The organism is Sphingomonas sp. SP2 (genome assembly GCF_058313385.1).
Window position 1 is genome coordinate 2,045,987 of record NZ_JBZFLD010000001.1, and the last position, 15,896, is coordinate 2,061,882.

12 protein-coding genes are annotated in these 15,896 nt (G+C 69.6%); 7 read left to right on the plus strand and 5 right to left on the minus strand.

The features are described 5' to 3' along the window. Window positions 1–27 precede the first annotated feature (27 nt). From AC4GYU_RS10395 to AC4GYU_RS10425, 7 genes are read left to right on the plus strand one after another with little or no spacing between them, the layout of a single operon-like run. Window positions 28–771, plus strand: coding sequence for a TorF family putative porin (locus AC4GYU_RS10395; RefSeq protein WP_491086809.1), 744 nt, complete (start codon window positions 28–30; stop codon window positions 769–771). Continuing rightward, on the plus strand, window positions 771–863 hold the full coding sequence (gene kdpF, locus AC4GYU_RS10400) for a K(+)-transporting ATPase subunit F (protein WP_491086810.1): 93 nt from the start codon (window positions 771–773) through the stop codon (window positions 861–863). Before AC4GYU_RS10395 ends, kdpF begins: the two co-directional genes overlap by 1 nt. 14 nt (window positions 864–877) lie before the next feature. Next, window positions 878–2,596 carry a potassium-transporting ATPase subunit KdpA gene (kdpA, locus tag AC4GYU_RS10405; protein ID WP_491086811.1) on the plus strand — a complete coding sequence of 573 codons (1,719 nt, stop codon included), beginning with the start codon at window positions 878–880 and terminating at the stop codon, window positions 2,594–2,596. Between the two features lie 13 nt (window positions 2,597–2,609). Further along, window positions 2,610–4,649 carry a potassium-transporting ATPase subunit KdpB gene (gene kdpB, locus AC4GYU_RS10410; protein ID WP_491086812.1) on the plus strand — a complete coding sequence of 680 codons (2,040 nt, stop codon included), beginning with the start codon at window positions 2,610–2,612 and terminating at the stop codon, window positions 4,647–4,649. A gap of 15 nt (window positions 4,650–4,664) precedes the next feature. After that, window positions 4,665–5,255, plus strand: a complete 591-nt coding sequence (gene kdpC, locus AC4GYU_RS10415; protein ID WP_491086813.1) for a potassium-transporting ATPase subunit KdpC — start codon at window positions 4,665–4,667, stop codon at window positions 5,253–5,255. Beyond that, window positions 5,252–7,909 carry a DUF4118 domain-containing protein gene (locus tag AC4GYU_RS10420; protein WP_491086814.1) on the plus strand — a complete coding sequence of 886 codons (2,658 nt, stop codon included), beginning with the start codon at window positions 5,252–5,254 and terminating at the stop codon, window positions 7,907–7,909. Before kdpC ends, AC4GYU_RS10420 begins: the two co-directional genes overlap by 4 nt. Beyond that, window positions 7,906–8,604: a response regulator gene (locus AC4GYU_RS10425; RefSeq protein WP_491086815.1), complete on the plus strand. Its 699-nt coding sequence runs from the start codon at window positions 7,906–7,908 to the stop codon at window positions 8,602–8,604. The genes AC4GYU_RS10420 and AC4GYU_RS10425 overlap by 4 nt, the downstream gene beginning before the upstream one ends. Window positions 8,605–8,614: 10 nt before the next feature. On the opposite strand, the gene AC4GYU_RS10430 is transcribed toward AC4GYU_RS10425, so the two are convergent. From AC4GYU_RS10430 to AC4GYU_RS10450, 5 genes are all read right to left on the minus strand, one after another. Then, complete coding sequence (locus AC4GYU_RS10430; protein ID WP_491086816.1) at window positions 8,615–9,997, minus strand: efflux transporter outer membrane subunit; 1,383 nt, start codon at window positions 9,995–9,997, stop codon at window positions 8,615–8,617. A gap of 11 nt (window positions 9,998–10,008) precedes the next feature. Continuing rightward, on the minus strand, window positions 10,009–13,188 hold the full coding sequence (locus AC4GYU_RS10435; protein ID WP_491086817.1) for an efflux RND transporter permease subunit: 3,180 nt from the start codon (window positions 13,186–13,188) through the stop codon (window positions 10,009–10,011). Between the two features lie 54 nt (window positions 13,189–13,242). Next, window positions 13,243–14,517, minus strand: coding sequence for an efflux RND transporter periplasmic adaptor subunit (locus AC4GYU_RS10440; RefSeq protein ID WP_491086818.1), 1,275 nt, complete (start codon window positions 14,515–14,517; stop codon window positions 13,243–13,245). After that, a complete protein-coding gene (locus tag AC4GYU_RS10445; RefSeq protein WP_491086819.1) occupies window positions 14,514–14,936 on the minus strand; it encodes a hypothetical protein in 423 nt (140 codons plus the stop codon). The genes AC4GYU_RS10440 and AC4GYU_RS10445 overlap by 4 nt, the downstream gene beginning before the upstream one ends. 292 nt (window positions 14,937–15,228) lie before the next feature. Next, window positions 15,229–15,828 (minus strand): TetR/AcrR family transcriptional regulator, encoded by a 600-nt coding sequence (locus tag AC4GYU_RS10450; RefSeq protein WP_491086820.1) that lies wholly within the window; start codon window positions 15,826–15,828, stop codon window positions 15,229–15,231. Between the last annotated feature and the right edge of the window lie 68 nt (window positions 15,829–15,896).

The window sequence follows — 15,896 nt, forward strand, 5'->3', positions numbered from 1 at the left end:
ACGGGATTTCGACCCGCGGAGTTTGTCATGCGCGTTTTCGATCTGCTTACCACCGCCGCCATCCTCGCGGCCGCCTTCCCTCTTCGTGCCGCCGCCGCGGAAGCGCGAGGTCCACTGACGGTCAGCGGCGGGACCACTCTCGTCAGCCAGTATCGCTTTCGCGGCATCGGCCTGTCGGACAAGAAGCCCGCGCTGCAGGGCACGCTCAACCTCAGTCATGAAAGCGGCGCCTATGCCGGCGCCTGGGCCTCGAGCCTCGACGGCTTCGGCGAGCTCGGCGGCTCCAATCTCGAGCTCGACCTCTACGCGGGCTACAAGGCGCCGCTGGGCAAGGCGACGCTGGATGCCGGCCTCCTTTATTATGCCTACCCGGGGAGCAAGGGCGGGAAGTTCGAATTCTTCGAGCCCTATGCCAACCTCAGCCTCCCGGTCGGCCCCGCCACCGCCAAGGTCGGCGCCGCCTTCGCCCCGGCGCAGGATGCGATCGGGGGTAACAGCAACATCTATTTCTTCAACGACAACAGCCTGCCGCTGAAGGGCACCCCGCTCACCCTCACCAGCCATGTCGGCTGGTCCAGGGGCCGCACCACGCTCACTCCTGGCGGCGACTATCTCGACTGGTCGCTCGGCGCGCAGGCGAGCTGGCGCAATCTCACCGCGGGCATCGCCTATGTCGACACCGACATCGGCCGCCGCGACGCCGTGGCCGCGGGCGCGACGCGGTCGATCGTCGACAGCGCGGTCGTGCTGTCGCTGGGCGCGAGCTTCTGATGGCCGGCCTCGACCTGTGGCTCGGCGCGCTGACCGTGCTCGGCCTCCTCGCCTATCTCGTCGTCGCGCTGCTGCGACCCGAACGTTTCTAAAAGGAGACGCCGTCGTGGCGCATACCACTTTCGCCGGCTGGCTGCTGATCGCCGGCTTCATCGCAGCGACCTTCGGCATGGCGCGCCTGTTCGGGCCATGGCTGTTCGCGGTCTATGAGGGCCGAACGCCCCGGCCGCTCGCCTTCCTCGCCCCGGTCGAGCGGTTGCTGGCCCGGGCCGGCGGGACAGCGACCCGGACCGAACAGGGCTGGCGCGCCTATGCCGTCCACCTCCTCGCCTTCAACCTGTGCGGGGCGCTTCTCCTGCTGCTGCTCCAGCTTGCGCAGGGCGCGCTCCCGCTCAATCCGCAGGGCTTTGGCGGCGTCTCCTTCGGCATTGCCGTCAACACCGCCGTCAGCTTCGTCACCAACACCAACTGGCAGAGCTATGCGGGCGAGGCGACCATGTCGAACCTCACCCAGATGCTCGGGCTGACGGTGCAGAACTTCCTTTCCGCCGCGACCGGAATCGCGGTCGCCTTCGCGCTCATCCGCGGCTTCGCGCGGCGCGAGAGCAAGGCGCTCGGCAACTTCTGGAACGACCTCGTCCGGGTGACACTCTACCTGCTGCTTCCGGCCTGCATCCTCTACGCCCTTCTGCTGGTCGCGCTCGGCGTTCCGCAGACCTTCGCCGGCTCGGCGATCGCCACCACGCTCGAGGGCGCGCGCCAGACGATCGCGCTCGGACCGGTCGCGAGCCAGGAAGCGATCAAGATGCTCGGCACCAATGGTGGCGGCTTCTTCAACGCGAACAGTGCGCATCCGCTCGAGAACCCGGGCGCGCTCACCAATTTCCTCCAGATGCTGAGCATCTTCGCGCTGGGCGCGGGCCTCACCTGGTGCTTCGGCAAGGCGGTCGGTAACACCCGCCAGGGTTGGGCGATCCTGACCGCGATGATGCTGCTCTTCGCCGGCCTCACCAGCGTGACTTACATCGCCGAAGCGGGCGGCAATCCGATCCACGCCGCGGCCGGGCTCGACCCAGCCTTCGGCAACATGGAAGGCAAGGAGGTCCGCTTCGGGATCGCCGCCAGCGCGCTCTTCGCCAGCGTCACCACCTCGGCCAGCTGCGGCGCGGTCAACGCCATGCATGACAGCTTCACCGCCCTCGGCGGGCTCGTGCCCCTGTTCAACATGCAGCTTGGCGAAGTGATCGTCGGCGGGGTCGGCGCGGGCCTTTACGGAATGCTGCTCTACGTCATTCTCGGCATCTTCATCGCCGGGCTGATGGTCGGCCGCACGCCCGAATATGTCGGCAAGAAGATCGAGGCGCGCGAGGTGAAGCTGGCGGTCATCGCCATCGCCATCCTGCCGCTCTTCATCCTCGGCCTGACCGCGAGCGCCCTTGTCCTTCCCGCAGGGCTCGCCGGTCTCCAGGAGGCCGGACCCCATGGCCTCACCGAAGCGCTTTATGCCTACAGTTCGGCGGTCGCCAACAATGGTTCGGCCTTCGGCGGGCTGACCGCCACCGACGACTGGTGGGCCTACAGCCTCGCCATTGCCATGCTGGTTGGCCGCTTCGCCGTGATCGTCCCCGTGCTCGCCATCGCCGGCAGCCTCGCCGCCAAGAAGGTCACCCCCGAAGGCGCGGGCAGCTTCCCGACCACCGGCCCGCTCTGGGTGAGCCTCCTTGCCGGACTGATCGTCGTTCTCGGCGGCCTAACCTTCCTGCCCAGCCTCGTGCTCGGCCCCATCACCGATCATCTCGCGATGATCTCCGGCCAGACCTTCTGAAGGAACGACGGACATGACCCGTCACGAACAATCGCACTCCTCGATCTTCTCCGCCGCCCTGGTGGTGCCGGCGATCGGCGAAAGCTTCCGCAAGCTCGACCCGCGCCAGCTCGTCCGCAATCCGGTGATGTTCACCACCGGCGTCGTCGCTCTTCTCCTCACCGTCCTGCTGGTCGCCGGCCACGGGGTCGGAAGCCTCGGCTTCCAGGTCCAGCTGGTGATATGGCTGTGGCTCACCGTCCTCTTCGGCAACTTCGCCGAGGCGCTGGCCGAGGGACGCGGCAAGGCTCAGGCGGAATCGCTCCGCGACACCAAGTCGCAGCTCTGGGCCAAGCGCCTGCTCGGCGTCGGCGACACCTATGACCGGATCCCCGCCGGCCAGCTGCTGGTCGACGAGATCGTGCTGGTCGAGGCGGGCGACCTCATCCCCGCCGACGGCGAAGTCGTCGCCGGGGTCGCCTCGGTCAACGAGGCCGCCATCACCGGCGAGAGCGCGCCCGTCATCCGCGAAGCCGGCGGCGACCGCTCGGCGGTGACTGCGGGCACGCGGGTCATTTCCGACTGGATCAAGGTCCGCGTCACGCAGGAAGCCGGCCACGGCTTCCTCGACCGAATGATCGCGCTGGTCGAAGGTGCCTCGCGCCAGAAGACCCCGAACGAGATCGCGCTCACCATCCTCCTCGTCGGGCTGACCATCATCTTCCTGATCGCGGTCAGCACCGTCCCCGGCCTTGCGGCCTACAGCGGGGGCGCGATCGGCGTGCCGCTGCTCGCCGCGCTCCTCATCACCCTCATTCCGACCACCATCGCCGCGCTCCTCTCGGCGATCGGGATCGCGGGCATGGACCGGCTGGTGCGCTTCAACGTGCTCGCCAAGTCGGGCCGCGCGGTCGAGGCCGCGGGCGACGTCGACGTGCTGCTGCTCGACAAGACCGGAACCATCACCATCGGCGACCGCCACGCGACCGAATTCCGGGCCCTGTCGCAGATTGGCGAGGCGCAACTGGCCGAAGCGGCCTATCTCGCCAGCCTCGCAGACGAGACACCTGAGGGTCGCTCGGTCGTGGTCCTCGCCCGCGAGCGATATTCGGTCGGCGAGCAGCCGCTCCCCGCCGATGCCGAGATCATCCCCTTCACCGCGCAGACCCGCCTCAGCGGCGTCCGGCTCGGCGAGCGGCTAATCCAGAAGGGCGCGGTCGACAGCCTGCTCCGCGCCTGCGGCGGCAGGGAGGGCGCCCGCGCCGCCGAACTCACCCGCATCACCGACGAGATCGCGCGCGCCGGCGGCACGCCGCTCGCCGTTGCCGAAAACGGCCAGCTGCTCGGCGCGCTCCACCTCAAGGACGTGATCAAGGCCGGCATGCGCGAGCGCTTCGTCGAGCTTCGCCGGATGGGCATCCGCACAGTCATGATCACCGGCGACAACCCACTCACCGCCGCTTCGATCGCTGCCGAGGCCGGGGTCGACGACTTCCTCGCCGAGGCGACGCCCGAGGACAAGCTCGCGCTGATCCGCAAGGAGCAGGAAGGGGGCCGCCTCGTCGCCATGTGCGGCGACGGTACCAACGACGCTCCCGCCCTCGCCCAGTCCGACGTCGGGATCGCGATGAACACCGGCACACAGGCCGCGCGCGAGGCCGGCAACATGGTCGACCTCGACAGCGACCCCACCAAGCTCATCGAGGTCGTCGGGCTCGGCAAGCAATTGCTGATGACGAGAGGCGCGCTGACCACCTTCTCGATCGCCAACGACGTCGCCAAATATTTCGCGATCATCCCGGCGATCTTCGTGGTGCTCTATCCGTCGCTCGGCGTCCTCAACGTGATGCGGCTGGGTTCGAGCGAAAGCGCGATCCTCAGCGCGATCATCTTCAACGCGCTGATCATTCCCTTGCTGGTCCCGCTGGCGCTGAAGGGCGTCCGCTATCGCCCGGCGCCCGCCGGCGACATCCTCCGCCGCAACCTCGCGGTCTACGGCCTCGGCGGGCTGGTCGCCCCCTTCGTCGGGATCAAGCTCATCGATCTTGCCGTCACCGGCCTCCACCTCGCCTGAACGAAGGAAACAACGATGCTTTCCGATATCCGCGGCGCGCTTCGCCCCGCCCTTGTCCTGCTCCTGCTTCTCACCGGGCTGACCGGACTCCTCTATCCGCTGGCGATCACGGGGGCGGCGCAGCTGGCCTTCCCCGCCGCCGCCAATGGCAGCCTCGTCCGCGACGGCGACCGGGTGGTCGGCTCGTCCCTCGTCGGCCAGTCGTTCACCAGTCCCGGCTATTTCCACGGCCGTCCCTCGGCTGCCGGAGATGGCTATGACGCCGCGGCCTCGTCGGGCTCGAACCTCGGCCCGACCTCGGCCGCGCTTGCGACCAACATCGGCGAACGCGTCGCCGCCGCCCGAGCCGAGGGCGTGGCCGGCGCCATCCCCGCCGACCTCGCCACCGCGAGCGGCTCGGGCCTCGACCCCCATATCTCGCCCGCCAATGCCTTTGCGCAGGTGCGCCGGGTCGCGGCCGCGCGCGGTCTTTCCGAGCCCGCCCTCGGCGCGCTTGTAACCCGCTCGGTCGAAGCGCCCGTCGCCGGCCTGTTCGGCGAACCCCGGGTCAACGTCCTAGCGCTCAATCGACAAGTCGATCGCATGGCGGCACAGACACGCCCGTGACCGCTGCCGAGCCGCCCCGTCCCTCCCCCGACGCGCTGCTGAGCCAGGCGCGCAAGGAGGGGCGCGGCCGGCTCAAGATCTACCTCGGCGCCTCGCCCGGGGTCGGCAAGACCTACGAGATGCTGTCCGACGCCGCCGGCCTTCGCCGCGCCGGCGTCGACGTCGTCATCGGCCTCATCGAGACCCACGGCCGGGCCGAGACCGCCGCGCTGGTCGATGGCTTCGAGCTCATCGCCCGGCGCACGGTCGAGCATCAGGGCCGGCCGCTCGCCGAGATGGACCTCGACGCCATCCTCGCTCGGGCCCCGCGCCTCGTGCTGGTCGACGAGCTTGCCCACAGCAACGCACCCTCCAGCCGTCACCCCAAGCGCTACCAGGATGTCGAGGAGCTGCTCGACGCCGGCATCGACGTCCACACCACCGTCAACATCCAGCACCTCGAAAGCCTCAACGACGTCGTCGCTTCCTTCACCAAGGTGCGGGTGCGCGAGACTGTTCCCGACCATCTGCTCGACGGCGCCGAGCTCGAGGTGGTCGACCTTCCGCCCGACGAACTGATCCAGCGATTGCGCGACGGGAAGGTCTATGTCCCAGACGAAGCCTCGCGCGCGCTCGGCCATTTCTTCTCGCGCTCCAACCTCTCGGCCCTTCGCGAACTTGCGCTTCGCCAGGCCGCGCAGCGGGTCGACCGCGACATCCTCACCGACGTCGCCGCCGCCGGGCTGGGGGGCAACTGGGCCGCGGGAGAGCGCGTGCTGGTCGCGATCAGCGAGCTTCCCGGAAGCGACGGACTGGTCCGTGCCGCCAAGCGCCTCGCCGACGCGCTGCGCGCGCCATGGGTCGCGCTGCACGTCGAGACCCCGCGCTCGGCCGGCTTCGACGACGCGACCCGCAAGCGCCTCGCCGCCACGCTCCAGCTCGCCAGCCAGCTCGGCGCCGAGACCGTTTCCATTCCCGCCGAAAGCGTCACCGAAGGCGTCCGCCGCTTCGCCGCGCAAGCCCGCACCACCCAGATCGTCCTCGGCAAGAGCAACCGCTCACGCTGGTTCGAGCTTCGCCACGGCTCGGTCGTCGACCGGCTGGTCCGCGACACGCCCGACATTGCGGTCCATGTCCTTCCGCTCGGCACCGCCACGCCGCAACCGCGCGCCGCGCCCCCCACCCGCTCCCTCTGGGGCCCGCCAGGCGGCTATCTCGCCGCCTTCGGCCTGGTCGCGCTCGTCACGCTTGCCGGGCGGCTGATCAACGCCAGCTCGCAGCTCACCAATCTCGCGCTCCTGTTCCTCGTGCCGGTGCTGTTCGCCGCCGCCCGCTTCGGCCTTCGCGCGGGGATCGTCACCGGCATCGCGAGCGGCCTGTCGTACAACTTCTTCTTCCTCGAGCCGCTCTACACGCTGACCATCCAGGACCCCGAAAACGTCCTGACCTTCATCGCTTTGCTCGCGGTCGCCATCTTCGCCAGCCAGCAGGCGGCGCGGGTCCGCGCCCAGGCGACGATCGCGCAGCGCAGCGCCGCACAGAATAGCGCGCTCGCGGGCTTCTCACGCCATCTCACCGCCATAACCACCCGCGCCCAACTCGGCGCCGTCTTGACCCGCGAGAGCGCGCGCCTGCTCGACCTCGACACGCTGTTCGTCGAGCGCGTCGACGGCCAGCTCGCGGTCACCGCCGGCGAGCCAAACATGCGCGCGCTCGACATGATCGACGCCGCCGCGGCCGAATGGACGCTCGACCATGGGGAACCCGCCGGCAGCGGGACCGGAACGCTGACCGCGTCGGACTGGCGCTTCCATCCGGTCTCGTCCGCCGGGCGGACCTTGGCCGTGCTCGGCCTCACCCGCGGCGTCGGCGGCGACGTGCTGCGGCCTGACCAGCATCAACTGCTCGTCAGCCTGCTCGATCAGGCCGGGCTCGCGCTCCAGCGGGTTATGCTCGAGGAGGACATGGCCGAAGTCGGCAAGCTCCAGGAACGCGACCGCCTCCGCGCCGCCCTCCTCTCCTCGGTCAGCCATGACCTGCGCACCCCGCTCACCACCATCCTCGCCACCGCCGCCGAACTGAAGCAGCGCCACGGCGGGAGCGAGACGGCATTGATCGAGGCCGAGGCGCTGCGCCTCAATCGCTTCGTCGCCAACCTGCTCGAGATGGTCCGGGTCGAAAGCGGCACCATCGACCTCAGGATGGACGCGGTCGACCTCACCGACGCGGTCGCGAGCGCCGCCGCCGACCTTCGCGCAAGCCTGTCCGACCATCGGCTGACGCTCGCCGTCGCCCCCGACCTCGCCCTGGTGCGCGCCGACGAACGGCTGCTTCACCAGTGCCTCGTCAACCTCATCGAGAATGCCGCCAAATTCAGCCCGCCGGGCAGCGTCATCACCTTGTGCGGCCGGCGTCTCCCGGGCGAACTGCGGCTCGAGGTACTCGACGAAGGGCCGGGCCTTCCCGCCGGTGCCGAGCAGCGCGTGTTCGAGACCTTCGCCCGGCTCGAAGGCTCGGACAAGGTCGGCGGCACCGGACTCGGTCTTGCCATCGTCCGCGGGTTCGCGCTGGCGATGGGGCTCGACGTCGCCGCCGCCAATCGCACCGACCGCAGCGGCGCGATCTTCACCATCCGCTTTCCCGAAAGCCATATCCTGCGCGGAGAAATGCCATGAGCGGCAAGATCCTCGTCGTCGATGACGAAGCGGCGATCCGCCGGCTTCTGCGCGGCGCGCTGCAACGCGGCGACCATGCGGTGGTCGAAGCCCCCGATGCCCGCGCCGCGCTTGCCGCCCTCGCCATCGACAAGCCCGACCTCGTGCTGCTCGATCTCGGCCTGCCCGACCGCGACGGGCTCGAGCTCATCCCTTTGCTCCGCCAGCGCGAGGTGGCGGTGCTGGTGATCAGCGCGCGCGACGCGACCGCCGAAAAGGTCGCCGCGCTCGACCTTGGCGCCGACGACTATGTGACCAAGCCCTTCGACAGCGAGGAAGTGCTGGCACGGGTCCGCTCGGCGCTTCGCCGTCGCACTGCCGAGGCCGCCACCACCGCACCGCTCGCGCTTGGCGACATCGTCATCGACCTCGACGCCCGCCGGGTGGCGAAAGCGGGAAGCGAAGTACACCTCCGGCCGAAGGAATATGCGCTTCTCGCCGAGCTTGCGCGCCAGCCGGGCAAGGTCATCACCCACGCCCACCTGCTGCGCACCGTCTGGGGGCCGGCGCACGAGCGCGACCTCGAATATCTCCGCGTCGCTGCCCGCGGCCTTCGCCTCAAGCTCGAGGACAATCCCGCTGAACCCAGGCTCATCATCAACGAGCCCGCGATCGGCTACCGGCTCGCGATCCCGGCGGCGTCACGCGGCGAGTGACCGGCCCGCCTCAGGACTCCCAGCCGCCCCCAAGCGCGCGGAACAGATCGATCTGCGCGGTGACGATCCGGGCATCGCTTTCGGCGACGGCGGCTTCCGCATCGGCATAGGTGCGCTCGGCATCGAGCAATTCGAGCGAGCTGATCTGACCCTCGCGCTGGAGTGCACGGGTGCGGCGCACGACGGCTTCCGCCTGAGTCCGGGCCGAATTGAGCGCGGCCCGGCGCTGCTCAGCGCGCTGGTAAGCCGACAGCGCAGTCTCGGTCTCCTGCAGCGCCGCAAGGACGCTTCCGTCGAACTGCGCCAGCGCGACGCGGCTGTCGGCTTCGGCTGCCTCGATCCGCGCGCGTGTCGCCGAGCGATTGACCGTCCAGTTGAGTAACGGCCCGACCAGCCAGCTCAGCGGATTGAACAGGTTGGAGACACTGGTGCCGCTGCCCCCGACCGAGCCGCCGAGCGAGATGCTCGGATAAAGATCGGCGGTCGCGACCCCGATGCGCGCGGTGGCGGCGGCAAGGCGCCGCTCGGCCGCGCGAATGTCGGGACGCCGCGCGAGGAGGCCAGCGCCATCGCCGACCGGGATCGGCTGCGTCAGCGCCAGCGTGTCGCTCCGCGCCGCCGCCACCGCCGGAAGCTCGCGCGGCGCGCGCCCGGTCAGGGTCGCGAGGCGCAGCAGCGCTGCCGTGCGCTCGGCTTCGAGCAAGGGCACTTCGGCCTGCCGCTGGTCGCGCAGCGCGGCGATGCGCGCGGTATCGAGGCCGGTTGCGAGCCCGACCACGCGCCGCCGCTCGGTCAGGCCAAGCGAGCGGTCGAGCAAGTCGACGATGCGGGTGGCGACCGCGATCCTCTTGGCCGCAGCGGCGGCATCGGCATAGGCGCGGGTGGTTTCCGCCACGACCAGCACGCGCACCGCGTCGGCCTCGAAGGCGGCCGCGGCGGCATCGCCCCGCGCGGCTTCCACCGAGCGCGCAAGCCGCCCGGCGAGGTCGACTTCATAAGCGACGCTCAGCCCCGCATCGAGCTGAAGGTCGGTGCCGCCCCCCTGCCCCTGCGGCGAACGCCCGGCCTGCGCGCCCGCACTCACGCCGACCTGCGGCTCGCGGGTCGCGCGGCTCTGCCGCACCAGTGCCCGCGCCCGCTCCAGCCGGGCGACCGCGACCCGCACGTCGGTGTTGGCCGCGAGCGCGTCGGCAACCAGCCCGTCGAGCACCGGATCGCGGTAGAGCCGCCACCAGTCCCCCGCCGGCGCGGCGGTACTGACGAGCGGGCTGCCCGACCCGAGGAACGGCGCCGCAGCGGTCGCCGAAACCGGGCGCGCGGCATAGTCGGGCCCGCTCGCGCAGGCCGCGAGGGCAAGGACGGAGACAGCGATCGGCAGCAAGCGCTTCATCATGGTCAATCTCCTCATTCCGCGGGAAGCGGCGCCGGGGCGGCGGCGGCACGGCCACCGCGCAGGCGGCCGATCCGCTCGGCCAGCGCGCGGCAGACGACGTAGAAAGTGGGGGTGAAGATGAGCCCGAAGGCGGTCACCCCGATCATCCCGAAGAAGACCGCCGTGCCGAGCGCCTGACGAAGCTCGGCGCCCGCCCCTTCCGCGATCAGCAGCGGCAGTGAGCCGAGGATGAAGGCGAAGCTCGTCATCAGGATCGGACGGAGGCGATCGCGCGCCGCGCGCACCGCCGCCTCGACCGGGGACATGCCCGCGGCCTCGTCCTGCTGCGCGAACTCGACGATCAGGATGGCGTTCTTCGCCGCGAGCGCGATCAGCACCACCAGTCCGACCTGCGTCAGGACGTTATTGTCCATGCCGCGGAGGTTCACTCCCGCCATCGCCGCCAGCAGGCACATCGGCACGATCAGGATGATCGACAGCGGCAGCACCAGGCTTTCGAACTGCGCCGCCAGCACCAGGAAGACGAACAGCACGGCAAGGGCGAAGACCAGGGTTGCGGTGCTTCCCGCGGCCTTTTCCTGATAGGCAATGCCGGTCCATTCGGTCCGGAAGCCCGCCGGAAGCTGCGCCGCGGCAATCTCCTCCAGCGCCTTCAGCGACTGGCCCGACGAATAGCCCGGGGCGGTGTCGCCATCGATCTCCACCGCGGGGAAGCCGTTATAGCGCGACACGCGATACGGGCCGGTGCGGTCCTCGAAGGTCGTGACCGAACCGATCGGCACCATCGCGCCCGAATTGGAGCGGGCCTTCAGATTGGCGATGTCGGCTTCGCTCGCACGGGCGTCGGCCTCCGCCTGCGCGGTTACCCGGTAGGTGCGGCCGAGCAGGTTGAAGTCGTTGACGAAAGCCGAGCCGAGATAGACCTGGAGCGCCTCGAAGATCCGTTCCGGCGGCACGCCCAGCATGTCGGCCTTGGTCCGGTCGACGTCGGCGAAGACGCGCGGGGTCGAAATGTCGAACAGGGTGTAGACCTGCTTCAGGCCCGGCGTCTGGTTGGCCTTGCCGATGATGCTCCACGACAGGCCCGACAATTCCTTGAAGCTGTGCCCGGCCGTGTCCTGCACAATCATCCGGTAGCCGCCCGCCGAGCCGATGCCCTGGATGAGCGGCGGCGGGATGATCAGCAGGCGCGCCTCGTTGATGTCGGCGGTGCGCTTCTGCGCCTCGGCCATGATGTCGGCGAGCTTGACCCCGAGCTTCTCGCGCTCCTCGAACGACTTCAGCGGAACATAGGCCGCGGCGGCGTTGGGCGCCTGCGTCTGCGACGCGCCGTCGAATCCCGCCAGCATCACCGCGCCCTCGACGCCCTTGATCGGCAGGATCCGGTCGGCGACCTTGCGCATCACCTCGTCGGTGCGCTCGAGCGAGGAGCCCGGCGGGAGCTGGATGACGGTCAGGAAATAGCCCTGGTCCTGCGCCGGGATGAAGCCCGTCGGAGTGATCGAGAACAGCCCCACCGTCAGCGCGATCAGCACCGCATAGGCCGCCATCATCCGCTTGGGCGCGGCGACAAGCCGGCGGGTCAGCCGGGCATAGGTGTCGCTGAAACGCTCGAACATGCGGTTGAAGGCGTCGCCAGCACGCGCCGCGAGCGCCGCAACGCGATTGGCCGGCGGCTCGTGCCCGTGCGGCTTCAGCAGCAGCGCGGCCATCGCGGGCGACAGCGTCAGCGACAGCAGGAGCGAGATCAGGGTCGCGGCCGAGATCGTCACCGCAAACTGGTGGTAGAAGGCGCCCGACAGGCCGTTGAGGAACAGGGTCGGCAGGAACACCGCGCACAGCACCAGCACGATCGCGACCAGCGCGCCCGCGACCTCGTCCATTGACGTCCGCGCAGCCTCGAGCGCGGTCATTCCCTTGGCGAGGTTGCGCTCGACATTCTCGACCACGACGATGGCGTCGTCGACCACGATCCCGATCGCCAGCACCAGCCCGAACAGCGACAGGTTGTTGAGCGAATAGCCGACCATCTGAAGCACCGCGAAGGTGCCGATCAGCGAGACCGGAATGGCGATGACCGGGACCACCGCCGCGCGCCAGCGCTGGAGGAAGACGATGATCACCAGCACGACCAGCAGGATCGCCTCGATCAGCGTCTGGCCGACCGCGTCGATCGACTGGGCGATGAATTCGGTCGGATTGTAGATGACCTTATATTCGAGCCCCTTGGGGAAGGACTTGGACGCGGCCTCCATCTCCTTCTTGACCAGCTCGGCCGCGGCCAGCGCGTTCGAGCCCGGCCGCTGGAACACGCCGAGCAGCACGGTCGGCTCGCCCGACAGATAGGTGTTGGAGGCATAGTCGGCCGCGCCGAGCTCGACCCGCGCGACGTCGGACACGCGCACCTGGCGGCCGTCGGAATCGCTGCGGATGATGACGTTGGCGAACTGCTGCGGGTCGGCGAGCCGGCCCTGCGTCTCGACGCTGAGCTGATAGGCCGCGCCGGTCGCATAGGGCGGCTGGCCGAGCGTGCCCGCGGCGACCTGCACGTTCTGCGCACGCAGCGCCGCGACGATCTCGCCCGCGGTGAGGTTGAGCGCGGCAGCGCGGGCGGGATCGATCCAGACCCGCATCGCATAGTCACGCGCGCCGAACAGCTGCACGTCGCCGACCCCGTCGAGCCGCGCCAGCCGGTCGCGGACCTGGGTCAGCGCATAATTGGACATGTAGCCCCGATTGAGCGAGCGGTCGGGCGACACGAGGTTCACCACCATCAGGAAGTCGGGCGAGGTCTTGCGGGTGATGACGCCGAGGCGCTGCACTTCCTGCGGCAGGCGCGGAGTCGCCACCGCGACGCGATTCTGGACCAGCACCTGCGCGGCGTTGAGGTCGGTGCCCTGCTTGAAGGTGACGGTGATCGTCAGCCGCCCGTCGCCGGTCGACTGCGACGACATGTAGATCATGTTGTCGACGCCGTTGATCTCCTGCTCGATCGGCGCGGCGACCGTCTCGGACACGGTCTCGGCCGAAGCGCCGGGATAGCTGGCGTTGACCGTCACCGTCGGCGGGACGATGTCCGGATATTGCGACACCGGCAGGCCGAAATAGGCGATCGCGCCCATCACGGTGATCAGCACGGCAATCACCGCCGCGAAGATCGGGCGCGTGATGAAGAAGCGTGACAGACGCATGGTTGTTCTCCCCGCCGGCACGGGAGGCGCGCCGGACGGCTGGATGAGTTGGTCTTAGCGGGTCGCGAAGGTCGCCGAGCCGGCGGGCGGCGCGGATGACGGTGCCGAAGGCGGCGGCGCCGCGGCCCTGATCGTGCCGGCGCGGACCTCGACCTTCATCCCGGGCATGGCGAGCTGTGCGCCGCTGATGACGATCCGATCGCTGGGCTCGAGCCCCGAGCGGATCACCCGAAGGCCGTCGACCAGCGGACCGGTCACCACCGGGCGCGGCGCCAGGCTGCCGTCGCGCGCCACTACCGTCACCACCTTGCGGGCCTGGTCGGTCGTGACCGCCGCGTCGGGCACCAGCAGCGCGGCACGCGCGCTCCCCGCGGCGAGGCGGAGGTTACCGAACATGCCCGGGGTCAGGAACTGCCGGCCATTGTCGATCACCGCGCGGAGCCGGATCGTCCCGGACCTCGTGTCGAGGCCATTGTCGGTGAAGTCGAGCCGGCCATGCCAGCGATAGTCGGTCTCGTCCTGGAGACGGATCACCACCTCGCTAGGCGCCTCGCCATTCTCCTGGGCGCGGCGGGCCTTGAGGAACAAGGCCTCGGACGCGTCGAAGGTGAAGTAGATGGGATCAAGCGAGTTGATGGTGGTGAGCAGGGTCGCCTGTCCCCCGCCCTCGCCCTGCACCAGGTTTCCGGCGTCGATCCGCCGGTCCGAGATGCGGCCGCTGATCGGCGCGCGGACCTGCGTGAAGCCGACGTCGAGCTGGCGCGACCGGACCCGCGCATCGGCGGCGGCCAGCGACGCCTGCGCGGCCTGGACCCGGGCGCGGAGCCGGTCAACGTCGCTGCGCGACACCGCATCGGCCTCGAGCAGCCGGAGCGCCCGCGACAGATCGGCCTGCGCGAGGCTCAGCTCGCTCCGCGCGCCCGCCACCGCCGCGCGCGCTTCCGCAAGCGCGGCGGTGAAGGGCCGCGGATCGATGGTGAAGAGCAGCTGCCCCTTGCTGACGTAGCTGCCATCCTTGAAATGCACCCCGACGATCGCGCCCGAGACTCGCGGGCGAACCTCGACCGAGCGGCTGGCTTCGAACCGGCCCGAATAATCATCCCACTCGGCGACCTGTCGGACGAGCGGCTGCGCGGCCGTGACTGTCACCGGCGGCGGCGCGGCATTGGCCTCGGGACCGCCGGGGCGCCCGAGCGCGATGCCCGCGACCAAGGCAAGCGGGACGATGCCGAGCGCGAGCTTCTGCTTGGCGTTCAGCCGCGACAGGCCGGCGGGGCGGCGTGCGGGGATCGGATGCTCGTCCATCGTGGGATGCGACGGCGCGTTCATCGGCCGCGGCCCGGACGACGGCTTGCCGACGCGCGCTCGGCGATGCTCGCCTGGATGAGCTCATACTGGTCGAGCGTGAACCCCTCGGCGAGGAAGTCCTGCAGCTCGCTCTTGGGCACCTTCCAGCCTTCCCGCCAAGCGAAGACGGCGACCCGGCGAAGCACTTCGAGGCGCGGATTGGCAAGCCGGTTGGGCCGGGTGATTCCGAACAGGCTTTCGAGCGCGGCGGCGATCCGGCCCGGCTCGCGCAGCGAGGCGATCGTGTCGCGCTCGGCCAATGCGACCACCGACCATTCGAGCGCCGACAGCCGCGCCGGCGCGGCAGGCAGCGCCGTCTCGACGGGGACGAGCCGCGGCTTGGCGGCGGGAGCGACCGGGCTCTGATCGGTCGGCCAGGCGGTGATGGGCAAAGAGGCCATGAGTGATGTCCTTCGAAGGGCGCAGGCCGTCGTTCCCCGAGCGTGCGCGCTCGCGGTGGTCGGGCTGATGAAGAGCGAGCAGCGACGGCGGCTTCGACGCAGGGACGCTGCGTCGGCCTCAGTCAGGCTGCTGGATAAAAAGGGAGGTTCGGGGCCCCGCGTCTAGCGCGGGCCGGGAACCCTGTCGGGCATTCGAGCCATGGGAGCTTTCCTCTGTTCTATACTGAACGGTATATAAACAGGATCAGCCCCGGTCAAGGGTTCTATACCGACCGGTAGCGAATTTTTCGCGCTATCTTCCGGGCCAGAAGGCAACGCTGGTGCGGACCACTTCCTCGAGCTGCGCCTTGGACGCGCCGCTGCTCGCCTGCACCGACATCCCTTGGAGGATCGCGAGGAGATAATTGGTCATCGCCTCGGCATCGGCATGGGCCGGAAGGTCGCCCTCGTCCTTCGCCTGCTGCATGCGGTCGAGCAGCGCCTGGTGCGACGAGGCCCGCCGCGCGACGAGATCGGCCCGGACCGACTCGGCCTCCTGCCCGCAGCTGATCGTGCTGATCACCCGCAGGCAGCCGCGCGGCTCGCACTCGCTGGTCTGCATCTCGAGCGCGCCGGTCAGCAGCCGCTCCGCCACCTCGCGCGAGGTCGGTGCGCTGAGCGCCTCGCCGATATAAGCGAGCTTCTCCTGCTCGTAGAGATCGAGCGCCTTCTTGAAGAGCGCTTCCTTGTTGCCGAACGCCGCATAAAGGCTCGGCCGGGTAATCCCCATGGCCTCGGTAAGGTCGCTCAGCGAGGCGCCGTCATAGCCCTTGCTCCAGAAGACGCGCAGCGCCGCCGCCAATGCCTCGTCGACATCGAACTCGCGCGGCCGGCCTTTGCAGACCTTGGTCATGACGCTTACCATATCGACCGGTATATAAGTCGCCCGCCCGGAAAGTCCAATCCGCAAAGCGGCTTGCG